7 protein-coding genes are annotated in these 8,133 nt (G+C 72.4%); 1 reads left to right on the plus strand and 6 read right to left on the minus strand.

The window, feature by feature from the left end; all coding sequences use genetic code 11:
- Positions 1–74 precede the first annotated feature (74 nt).
- The 4 genes from E1211_RS28345 to ald form a co-directional block, all read right to left on the minus strand.
- Positions 75–1,217: a ScpA family protein gene (locus E1211_RS28345; protein ID WP_243709733.1), complete on the minus strand. Its 1,143-nt coding sequence runs from the start codon at positions 1,215–1,217 to the stop codon at positions 75–77.
- Between the two features lie 425 nt (positions 1,218–1,642).
- Positions 1,643–2,566 carry a ParA family protein gene (locus E1211_RS28350; RefSeq protein WP_132352669.1) on the minus strand — a complete coding sequence of 308 codons (924 nt, stop codon included), beginning with the start codon at positions 2,564–2,566 and terminating at the stop codon, positions 1,643–1,645.
- 200 nt (positions 2,567–2,766) lie between these two features.
- Positions 2,767–3,759 (minus strand): site-specific tyrosine recombinase XerD, encoded by a 993-nt coding sequence (locus E1211_RS28355; RefSeq protein ID WP_132352671.1) that lies wholly within the window; start codon positions 3,757–3,759, stop codon positions 2,767–2,769.
- Between the two features lie 12 nt (positions 3,760–3,771).
- A complete protein-coding gene (gene ald, locus E1211_RS28360; protein WP_132352673.1) occupies positions 3,772–4,887 on the minus strand; it encodes an alanine dehydrogenase in 1,116 nt (371 codons plus the stop codon).
- Between the two features lie 293 nt (positions 4,888–5,180).
- Here ald and E1211_RS28365 point away from each other — a divergent pair, with 293 nt between their 5' ends.
- Positions 5,181–5,456 carry a TM2 domain-containing protein gene (locus tag E1211_RS28365; RefSeq protein WP_132352675.1) on the plus strand — a complete coding sequence of 92 codons (276 nt, stop codon included), beginning with the start codon at positions 5,181–5,183 and terminating at the stop codon, positions 5,454–5,456.
- A 72-nt stretch (positions 5,457–5,528) separates the two neighbouring features.
- Here E1211_RS28365 and E1211_RS28370 read toward each other — a convergent pair whose 3' ends face one another.
- Positions 5,529–6,134: an NUDIX domain-containing protein gene (locus tag E1211_RS28370; RefSeq protein ID WP_132352677.1), complete on the minus strand. Its 606-nt coding sequence runs from the start codon at positions 6,132–6,134 to the stop codon at positions 5,529–5,531.
- Positions 6,131–7,870 carry a CTP synthase gene (locus E1211_RS28375; RefSeq protein WP_132352679.1) on the minus strand — a complete coding sequence of 580 codons (1,740 nt, stop codon included), beginning with the start codon at positions 7,868–7,870 and terminating at the stop codon, positions 6,131–6,133. Before E1211_RS28375 ends, E1211_RS28370 begins: the two co-directional genes overlap by 4 nt.
- Positions 7,871–8,133 lie beyond the last annotated feature (263 nt).

Below are 8,133 nucleotides of genomic sequence, written 5' to 3' on the forward strand. Positions count from 1 at the left end.
GGCGTTGCCAGGGTGGGACCCAGGCGGCGGCCTGATCGGCCAGTGAGTTGCGGGACTCCTCGTTGCTCATCGCGTCAATCCTCGCTCGTGCCCACGTCGCGGCTACCCGTCGGGGCGGCTGCGGCATCCCCGCGGCCGGTGGGTGCCGCTCCATTGGTGCCGGGTTCGGCAGCTGCCGCGCCCTGCCCGCCGGGTCCGGCAGGTGGGCCGCCCTGCGCCCCGAATTCGACAGGTGTGGCACCCTGCCCGCCGGGTTCGTTAGGTGCCGCGCCGTGCGCCCCGGATTCGGCAGACGCCGCGCCCGGGGCCCCGGATTCGGCAAATGCCGCACCGGGTTCGGCAGGTACCGCGGCCGGGGCGCCGGGGTCGGCAGGTGCCGCGGCCGGGGCGCCGGGGTCGGCGGGGGTGCCGGCGTACTCGTCGATCTGCAGATCCGGACCGCCGTCGGCGGGCCCGGTCCACCGGACTGTCAACTCGTCGAGCGCCTGTTCCTGGACGAAGGTCACCAGCCCTTCCCGGTAGAGCTCCAGCAGGGCCAGGAACCGGGCCACCACCTCCAGGGTGGCCTCGCAGTCGGCGCAGAGCGTCGAGAAGGTGGCGGTGCCCGCCCGCCGCAACCGATCACTGATGATCGCCGCGTGCTCCCGGACGCTGACCCGGACCATGTGCACGTGGGCGATGGAGACCTCGGGCGTCGGCTTCGGCGTCATCGCCCTGATCACGAGGGCACGCAGCCGTTCCGCGCCGATGCCGAGCACGAGCTCGGGCAGCGCCTCGGCGTACCGGGGTTCGAGGGAGACCGCGCGAGGGTACCGCCGGCCGCCCACCGCCTCCAGGTCGGCGATGTGCGCGGCGGCCTCCTTGAACGCCTTGTACTGCAGCAGTCGAGCGAAGAGCAGGTCCCGCGCCTCCAGGAGGGCGAGGTCCTCCTCGTCCTCCACCTCGGCGGCGGGCAGCAGCCGGGCCGCCTTCAGATCCAGCAGGGTGGCGGCGATGAGCAGGAACTCGCTCGCCTCGTCCAGGTCCCACTGGTCGCCCATGGCCCGGATGTAGGCGATGAACTCGTCGGTGACCTGGTGCAGGGCCACCTCGGTGACGTCCAGCTTGTGTTTGCCGATGAGCTGCAGCAACAGGTCGAACGGCCCGGTGAAGTTCGCCAGCCGGACGGTGAAGCCGCTGCTCTCCGACGACGATTCACCCGCCGGCTCGCCCTCCAACGTTGCCTCCGGCTCCGGCACGGATCCGGGCGGCGGCGCCGCGCTTCCCGACGGTGGCCCCGACTCAGGAGCGGCGCCGGACGACGGCGGCTCGCTCTCCCGCCTTGTCCCGGGCTCCGACGCGGAACCGGCCGACAGCGGCTCGCTCTCCCGCCTTGTCCCGGGCTCCGACGCGGAACCGGCCGACAGCGGCTCACTCTCCGGCATTCCCCCGGGCTCCGACGCGGAGCCGGTCGACGGTGCCGCCCCGGCCTGCGACGACCCCTCAGCCTCCGACGACAGCCCGGCGTGCGGCGCGTCCGACGCGGCGGAACCGGGGCGGGCGGCAGGCCCGGACGGCGGCTGCTCAGGCGCGGCGGGCTGGTCGAGGGGCGGGGCGGTCACCCGACGACCGTAGTTGACGGGGCGCGGAAGGGCACCGGCACCTACCGCTCGGCCTGGGCGGCGATCACCTCGCGGGCCAGCTGGCGGTAGTTGCGCGCGCCGGACGAGGCCGGGTCGAGCGTGGTGATCGGGGCGCCCGCGACTGTCGACTCGGGGAACTTGACCGTCTTGGTGATCACCGTCTGGTAGACCTTGTCACCGAACGCCTCCACGACCCGCTGGAGCACCTGCCGGCAGTGGGTGGTGCGGCTGTCGTACATGGTGGCGAGGATGCCTTCGAGCTCCAGGTCGAAGTTGAGCCGTTCGCGGACCTTGTCGATGGTGTCGAGCAGCAGTGCCACCCCGCGCAGGCTGAAGAACTCGCACTCCAGCGGGATGAGCACGCCGTGCGCGACGGTCAACGCGTTGATGGCCAGCAGACCGAGGGAGGGCTGGCAGTCGATCAGGATGTAGTCGTACTCCTTGCGGATCGACCTCAGCACCCGGGCGAGGGCCATCTCCCGGGCGACCTCGTTCACCAACTGGATCTCGGCGGCGGAGAGGTCGATGTTGGCCGGCAGCAGATGCAGCCCGGCCACGTCCGTCTTGATCAGGACGTCCTCGGCGGTGATGTCGTCCTGCATGAGCAGGTTGTAGACCGACAGATCGAGGTTGTGCGGGTTGACGCCGAGCCCGACCGAGAGCGCGCCCTGCGGGTCGAAGTCGACAAGCAGCACCTTGCGGCCGTACTCGGCGAGCGCGGCACCCAGGTTGATCGTCGTGGTGGTCTTGCCGACGCCGCCCTTCTGGTTGGCCATCGCGATGATCCGGGCCGGTCCGTGCCGGTCGGTGGGCATCGGCTCGGGGATCGGCTTGCGCATCGTGTAGGCGGCGGGATCTGCCGGTCCGAGGTCGTTGCCGAGCGCGGCCTGCTGCTCACGGAGCTCCGACGTCCACGTCTCGGCACGGTCCTCGTTGCCAGCCATGTCCTCGTTGCCCCCTCCCGACGGCCACCCGGCGTCGGAGCCCTCCGACGTCCCTCGCGGCGCCGCCGCGCACCCCGGCCCGACAACTGCAGGCGATCCGCGCCGATGCCGACTGTACGCCACCGACCAGCAGGCGGTTCATTACCCGTTCGGCGTGTCGGGCGGGGCCCCGCCCGAGCTGGTGCCGTGACCTGCGACGGTCAGCCGCGGGCCCGTGGGTGCGCCGTGGCGTACACCTCACGCAACCGCTCGACGGTGACGAGCGTGTACACCTGGGTGGTGGTCACCGAGGCGTGGCCGAGCAGCTCCTGCACCACCCGCACGTCCGCGCCGCCGTCGAGCAGGTGGGTGGCGTACGAGTGGCGCAGGGTGTGCGGGGAGACGGCGGCCGGACCGTCCACCGGCAGTCCGGCCCGTTCGGCGGCCCGGCGCAGGATCGTCCAGGCCCCCTGCCGGGAGAGCGGGCCGCCGCGCGCGTTCAGGAAGACCGCCGGGGTTCCCCGCCCGGCCCCGGCCAACGTGGGGCGGGCCCGCACCAGGTAGGCCCGGAGCGCCTCGACCGCGTACCCGCCGACGGGCACCAGCCGGGTGCGGCCGCCCTTTCCGCGCAGCAGCACCGAGCCCTCGTCCGGGTCCACATCGTCCACCGCGGCGCCGACCGCCTCGGAGATCCGCGCCCCGGTGCCGTACAGGAACTCCAGCAGGGCCCGGTCGCGCAGCGCGAGCGGGGCCGCCGAGCCGGTCACGGTGACCGGGCCGGCGGTCTCCAGCAACCGGACCACGTCGTCGACCGGCAGCGCGCGGGGCAGCCGGCGCGGCGGCGTCGGCGGACGGACGTCCCGGCTCGGGTCGGCCCCGGCCAGCCCCTCGCGCAGCGCGAAGCGGTGCAGGCCCCGCACGGCGCTGGCGGCGCGGGCCGCCGAGGAGACGGCCAGCGGCGGATGGTCGTCGTCCCCGCCGCGCAGCCGGGCCAGATGCGATTCGACGACGCCGGCGCCGACCGACGCGAGGTCGGCGATGCCGGCGGCGGCCAGGGTCGCCAGGTAACGCTCCAGGTCCCGGCGGTACGAGGCGAGCGTGTTCGCCGACAGTCCTCGTTCGACGGTGAGGTGGTCGAGGTAGCCGCGGACGGCACGGCGCAGGGCCGGGGCGGGCTCCGCGCCCGCCCCGGCCCGCTCCGCCGTCGCGCTCAGACCGCCGCCTCGTCAGGCGAGCACGTCGGCCAGCGGCAGGACGCCCATGCCGTGCGCCTCGGCCACCGGCCCGTACGTGACCTGACCGTCGTGGGTGTTCAGGCCCAGCGCCAGCGCCGGGTCGCGGCGCAGCGCCTCGCGCCACCCCTGGTTCGCCAGCTCGAGGGCGTACGGCAGGGTGACGTTCGTCAGCGCGTAGGTGCTGGTGTGCGGCACCGCGCCGGGCATGTTCGCCACGCAGTAGAAGATCGAGTTGTGCACCCGGTAGGTCGGCTCCGCGTGCGTGGTGGGCCGGGAGTCCTCGAAGCAACCGCCCTGGTCGATCGAGATGTCGACGAGCACGCTGCCCGGCTTCATCCGGGAGACCAGCTCGTTGGAGATCAGCGTCGGGGCCTTCGCGCCGGGCACCAGCACCGCGCCGATCACCAGGTCCGCGTCGAGCACGGCGCGCTCGACCTCGTACGCGTTGGAGGCGACCGTCTGCAGGTGGCCCCGGTAGATGGCGTCGGCCTGGCGCAGCCGCCCGACGTTCTTGTCCAGCAGCAGCACCTCGGCCTGCAGGCCGAGCGCGATGGCGGCGGCGTTCATGCCGGACACGCCGGCGCCGATGACCACGGTCTTGGCCGCGTACACGCCGGAGACGCCACCCATCAGGATGCCGCGCCCGCCGCCCTGCGCCTGTAGGTGGTACGCGCCGACCTGCGGCGCGAGCCGTCCCGCCACCTCGGACATCGGGGCGAGCAGGGGCAGCGACCGGTCCGGCAGCTCCACCGTCTCGTACGCGATGCCCGTCACCTTCCGGTCCAGCAGCGCGTCGGTGCACTCCTTCGAGGCGGCCAGGTGCAGGTAGGTGAAGAGCACCTGACCCTCGCGCATCCGGTGGTACTCCTCGGCGACCGGCTCCTTGACCTTGAGCACCAGCTCGGCGGTCTCCCACACCTCGTCGGCCGTGCCCAGGATCTTGGCGCCGGCGGCGGCGAAGTCGTCGTCGGTGATGCTGGAGCCGACGCCGGCACCGGCCTCGACGAAGACCTGGTGGCCGCTGCGGACGAACTCGTTGACGCCCGCCGGCGTGATCGCCACGCGGTACTCGTGGTTCTTGACCTCGCGTGGGATTCCGACCTTCACGATGCAGACACCTCTCTTCGGGGCGGCGCGCTCCCCCGACTGCGCGGTGCGCGACAGCCCCATTGCCGCCGCGGTCCACCGGTCCCGCCGGCGGCAGTCTAGGCGCGCCGTGGCCCCGATCGGGCCAGCAGAGTGACATCCGGTGCCGGAGCCGGCTGACGGACTGTCAGGTGTCGACCCGGTCCAGCGGTGGACGTCGCCATCAGCCGTCAGGACAGTGTTCGTCCTTCATCGTCCCATCAGCGGGGTGCCGCTGCGGACAGGACGCCTGTGGATCACTAGGGTGTCGCCTCATGACCACTCCTCCTTACCAGCCCGGGTACCCCCAGGGACCCGGATATCCGCAGGGCGTCTCCGACAAGAGCAAGGTCGTCGCGGGCATCCTGGGCATCGTGCTCGGCTCGTTCGGTGTCGGCCGGTTCTACATGGGCCACACCAAGATCGGCGTGCTGCAGCTCGTCGTGACCGTGGTGACGTGCGGCGTCGGTGGCCTCTGGGGCTTCATCGACGGCATCCTGATCCTGGTCAACGGCGGTGTCGACGGGCAGGGTCGCCCGCTGCGCGACTGACACCCGTGATACGAGGAAGGGGCCGTGCGGCACGCCGCACGGCCCCTTCCCTGTCGATCTCCCTCGTACCGCTCAGCGCGACAGCGGTGCGTCCGCCCTGCGCAGCACCGACCAGCCGGTGTCCCGGGCCCGCGCGGCGGCGAGCAGCCCGGCCACGCAGGACGCGTTGGTGATCTCGCCGGCCAGCACCATGGCGACCGCCTCGTCGAGATCGATCCGTACGACCTGCAGGTCGGCCTCCTCGTCGCGCCGCTCGTGTCGCCGCTCGGGCGGCACGTCGGCCAGCTCCCGGGCCAGGAAGACCCGGACCAGCTCGTCGGTGAACCCCGGCGAGCTGTGCAGGTCGACCAGCACGTCCATCCGCCCGGCGGTCAGGTCCACCTCCTCGGCGAGCTCCCGCGCCGCCGCGGCGGCCAGATCCTCACCGGAGACGTCCGTCAGCCCGGCGGGCAGCTCCCACAGGTGCCGGCCGACCGGATGCCGGTACTGCCGGATCAGCACCACCTGGCCGGCGTCGTCCAGCGCCACCACGGCCACCGCGCCGACGTGCCGGACGATGTCGCGCAGCCCGGTCCCTCCCCCCGGCATGGTCACCTCCTCGGTGACCACGTCGAAGATCCGGCCGGACCAGCGCTGCTGGCGGGAACGGACCTCGTAGCGGTGCTCGACGGCGCTCACGACGACGACGCCGCCTTCGCCGCGGCCCCGTTGCGGGCCGCCTGCTCGGCGTCCGGGGCGTCCAGGTCCACCGGAAGCTGGTCGGCCTGCGAGTAGGTGATCGCGGCCTTCACGAACGAGGCGAAGAGCGGGTGCGGCCGGGTCGGCCGGCTCTTCAGCTCCGGGTGCGCCTGGGTGGCGACGAAGTACGGGTGGACCTTGCGGTCGAGCTCGATGAACTCGACGAGGCGGCCGTCCGGGGAGGTGCCGGAGATGTGCAGGCCGGCCTTGGTGAGCTTGTCGCGGTAGGCGTTGTTCACCTCGTAGCGGTGCCGGTGTCGCTCGCTGATCTCGGTGGCGTCGTACGCCTCGGCGACGATGGAGCCGTCGGTGAGCGTGGCGGGGTACGCGCCCAGGCGCATCGTGCCGCCCAGGTCGCCCTTGCCGGCGACGATGTCCTGCTGGTCGGCCATCGTGGCGATCACGGGGTGCCGGGCCTTCTCGTCGAACTCCAGGCTGTTGGCGCCGTCGAGGCCGGCCAGGTGCCGGGCCACGTCGATGGTCATGCACTGCAGGCCGAGGCAGAGCCCGAGCAGCGGGATCCGGTTGTCCCGGGCGTACCGGGACGCGCCGATCTTGCCCTCGATGCCGCGTACCCCGAACCCGCCCGGGATCACGATGCCGTCCACCCCCGAAAGGGCGGCCGCCGCCCCGGCCGGGGTCACGCACTCGTCGCTGGGCACCCACCGCAGCTGCACCCGCGCCCGGTGACCGAACCCGGCCGCGCGGATCGCCTCACTGACCGACAGGTACGCGTCCGGCAGGTCGACGTACTTGCCGACCACGGCCACCGTCACCGTGTGCCGCGGCTGGTGCACCCGCTCCAGCAGGTCGTCCCAGCTGGCCCAGTCCACGTCCCGGAACGAGAGGCCGAGCCGGCGCACCACGTACGCGTCCAGGCCCTCGCGGTGCAGCACCTTCGGGATGTCGTAGATGCTCGGCGCGTCCGGCGCGGCGGTGACCGCCTCCCGGTCGACGTCGCAGTACAGCGACAGCTTCTCCTTCACCTTGTCCGGGATGTCCCGGTCGCAGCGCAGCACCAGGGCGTCCGGCTGGATACCGATGCTGCGCAGCTGCGCCACCGAGTGCTGGGTCGGCTTCGTCTTCAACTCCCCCGACGGCGCCAGGTACGGCACCAGCGACACGTGCAGGTAGAAGCAGTTGTCCCGGCCCAGGTCGTGGCGGACCTGCCGGATCGCCTCCAGGAACGGCAACGACTCGATGTCACCGACCGTGCCACCGACCTCGGTGATCACCACGTCCGGCACCTGACCGTCGGCGTCCGGGTCGGCCATGCCGAGGATCCGGGACTTGATCTCGTTGGTGATGTGCGGGATCACCTGCACCGTGTCACCCAAGTACTCGCCACGCCGCTCCTTGGCGATCACCTCGGAGTAGATCTGGCCGGTGGTGACGTTCGCCTTGCCCGACAGCGCCCGGTCCAGGAACCGCTCGTAGTGCCCGACGTCCAGGTCGGTCTCGGCGCCGTCCTCGGTGACGAAGACCTCCCCGTGCTGGAACGGGTTCATCGTCCCCGGGTCGACGTTCAGGTAGGGGTCGAGCTTCTGCATCACCACGCGGAGCCCACGCGCGGTGAGCAGATTGCCGAGGCTGGAGGCGGTCAACCCCTTACCCAGCGAGGAGGCGACGCCCCCGGTGACGAAAATGTGCCTGGTCGTCCGTGCTGAAGGGGCCAAGGCCTGCTCCCGTGTCGTCCGTAGCGGTCGTGCAGAACGCCGAGCCGATCAGCAAAGTGATCACGCGATCCACGGGATTCCACGGTAACACCTCGGCGGCGGGGGGAAGCAGGCCGTACCGAGGTCACGACCGGCAACGACGGGGGCGGGCCACCGACGGTCAGCGGGCGGTCACCTGGCGCGAGGAACCGGGTGCCGATCGCGGTGCCGGAACCGGACCCTGCCGGTCGGCACGGGCCTCCCCCGGCTCCGGGGCCTCGCCC

The sequence above is a fragment of the Micromonospora sp. 15K316 genome, assembly GCF_004348525.1.
GTDB lineage: Bacteria > Actinomycetota > Actinomycetes > Mycobacteriales > Micromonosporaceae > Micromonospora.

Excerpts from the sequence above, each read along its gene's own strand:
- E1211_RS28350 (WP_132352669.1), bottom strand. The coding sequence starts at position 2,566 with ATGGCTGGCAACGAGGACCGTGCCGAGACGTGGACGTCGGAGCTCCGT.
- E1211_RS28365 (WP_132352675.1), top strand. The coding sequence starts at position 5,181 with ATGACCACTCCTCCTTACCAGCCCGGGTACCCCCAGGGACCCGGATAT.